General features: G+C 34.1%; 4 protein-coding genes. All 4 read left to right on the top strand.

Annotated features, from left to right (window positions below; genetic code table 11):
* The coding region (locus tag HT696_RS10465) for a restriction endonuclease subunit S (RefSeq protein ID WP_240150261.1) at window positions 1-544 on the top strand (544 nt) is incomplete at its 5' end.
* A gap of 59 nt (window positions 545-603) precedes the next feature.
* On the top strand, window positions 604-840 hold the full coding sequence (locus HT696_RS10460) for an AbrB family transcriptional regulator (RefSeq protein WP_000260605.1): 237 nt from the start codon (window positions 604-606) through the stop codon (window positions 838-840).
* Window positions 837-1250, top strand: a complete 414-nt coding sequence (locus HT696_RS10455; RefSeq protein ID WP_023941843.1) for a type II toxin-antitoxin system death-on-curing family toxin — start codon at window positions 837-839, stop codon at window positions 1248-1250. The genes HT696_RS10460 and HT696_RS10455 overlap by 4 nt, the downstream gene beginning before the upstream one ends.
* Before the next feature lie 117 nt (window positions 1251-1367).
* On the top strand, window positions 1368-2333 hold the full coding sequence (gene xerA / locus HT696_RS10450; protein ID WP_023936148.1) for a site-specific tyrosine recombinase/integron integrase: 966 nt from the start codon (window positions 1368-1370) through the stop codon (window positions 2331-2333).
* Window positions 2334-2347: the final 14 nt, after the last annotated feature.

The following is a 2347-nucleotide window of genomic DNA, read 5'->3' as shown; positions in this document are numbered from 1 at the left end:
TAACGAGATGTTTGGGGATCCTTTAAATAATAACAAGAAATTTGCAGTAAAAACGGGACAACAGTGTTTTAAATTTTCAAGTGGAAAATTTCTTGATAAACATGATAGAGTTTTTGAAGGTTATCCTGCCTATGGTGGAAATGGCATTGCTTGGAAAAGTCGAAAATATTTAATTGATAATCCTACTATCATCATTGGTCGTGTAGGTGCATATTGTGGTAATGTAAGAACTACCTACGGTAAGGTATGGATAAGTGATAATGCTATATATATAAAAGAATTTAAGAATTCCGATTTTAATCTTGTATTTTTATTAGAATTAATGAAAGTAATTGATTTTAGTAAATTTGCTGATTTCTCAGGTCAACCAAAGATAACTCAAAAACCATTAGAAAATCAGAAATATATTCTCCCCCCTCTTTCCCTCCAAAATGAGTTCGCAGACTTTGTAGCCCAGGTCGACAAATCACAATTGGCAATCCAAAAATCTCTGGAAGAACTTGAAACTTTGAAGAAATCTCTGATGCAGGAGTATTTTGGCTGATATTCTGCCATTGTAATTACCGTAATGATTTGTTATAATACAATAAAGGAGGAAATCAGATGGTAGTAAAAACAAGAAAACAAGGAAATTCAATCACCATTACGATTCCAAGTGAATTTAATATTCCAAGTGGTGTTAAATACGAAGCGAAATTGTTACCAAGTGGTGAGATTATCTTTACTCCTGAAGAATTGGGGCAGCAGGTTTCTTATGTATCTGATGATGCCTTTGACTTAAATTTAGATAAAATATTTGACGAATACGACGATGTTTTCAAAGCTTTGGTGGAAAAATGACAATCTATCTGACAGAAAAGCAAATTGAAAAAATAAATGCTTTAGCAATTCAACGGTATTCTCCAAATGAGAAAATTCAAACAGTTAGTCCTTCTGCCTTAAATATGATTGTGAACTTACCAGAACAATTTGTCTTTGGGAAGCCTCTTTATCCAACAATTTTTGATAAAGCAACGATACTATTTGTCCAATTGATAAAGAAGCATGTTTTTGCTAATGCTAATAAAAGAACTGCTTTCTTCGTTTTGGTCAAATTTTTACAATTAAACGGCTATCGTTTTTCTGTAACGGTAGAAGAAGCAGTAAAAATGTGTGTAACCATCGCAGTAGAAGCTTTAACTGATGAAAAAATGACAAGCTACTCCAAATGGGTTTCTGAACATTCTGTTAGAGAAAAGGTCAAAAAGTAACCTAGTATGCTGGATTTGAATGAGCACAAGAAAATAAATGAACAGACAATATTAGAATTCTGTAATGCAGAAACTGATATTGTCTCTTTTTATTGATGAATAAGAAAGTGAGAAATTATGGAATCAAAAGTTACAATTATCATGCAAGAAATGTTACCTCTTTTAAATAATGAACAATTACTAGCGTTGAGAGAGAGTTTAGAACATCATCTAGTAGACGGAAAAAAGCAGCAGAAGTATTCGAATAATAACCTGTTGCAACTATTTATTACCGCCAAGCAGGTAGAGGGCTGTAGCTCAAAAACAATTCGTTATTACCAGAGGACGATTGAAAACTTGTTTAATGGTATTAAGGAGTCTGTGACACAACTCACAACAGATGATTTAAGGAGTTATTTAGCAAATTACCAGTCTGAAAAGGATTGTAGTAAGGCGAATTTAGACAATATTAGGCGTATATTGTCTTCTTTTTTTGCTTGGCTTGAGCAAGAGGAATATATCATTAAAAATCCCATTCGACGGATAAAGAAAATTAAGACTGAGCAAAATGTGAAGGAAACTTATACTGATGAACATTTGGAAATTATGCGCGATAACTGTGAAAATTTGAGAGATTTGGCAATAATAGACCTACTAGCATCGACAGGTATGCGTGTAGGGGAGCTTGTACAGTTGAATCGTTCAGATATTGATTTTGAAAACAGAGAGTGTGTTGTCTTTGGTAAAGGAAAGAAGGAGAGACCAGTATATTTTGACGCTCGTACGAAAATTCATTTAAGAAACTATCTTAACGACAGAAAAGATAGTCACCCTGCTCTTTTTGTAACGTTAGTTGGAAAAGTCCAGAGGCTTGGAATTGCTGGTGTAGAGATTCGCTTAAGAAAGTTAGGAGACAAACTCGGTATACAAAAGGTTCACCCACATAAGTTCAGAAGAACTTTAGCGACTAAGGCAATTGATAAAGGTATGCCTATCGAGCAAGTCCAAAAACTGCTAGGTCATAGCAAGATTGACACAACCCTGGCCTATGCCATGGTCAATCAAAATAATGTCAAGCATTCACACCAAAAATTCATCTCTTAAAAGCAAATCCCGAT

Source organism: Streptococcus sp. 9903 (assembly GCF_013276625.1).
In the GTDB taxonomy this organism is placed as follows: domain Bacteria; phylum Bacillota; class Bacilli; order Lactobacillales; family Streptococcaceae; genus Streptococcus.
The sequence above is the reverse complement of the archived record's forward strand: the minus strand, read 5'-3'. Positions and strand labels throughout refer to the sequence as shown.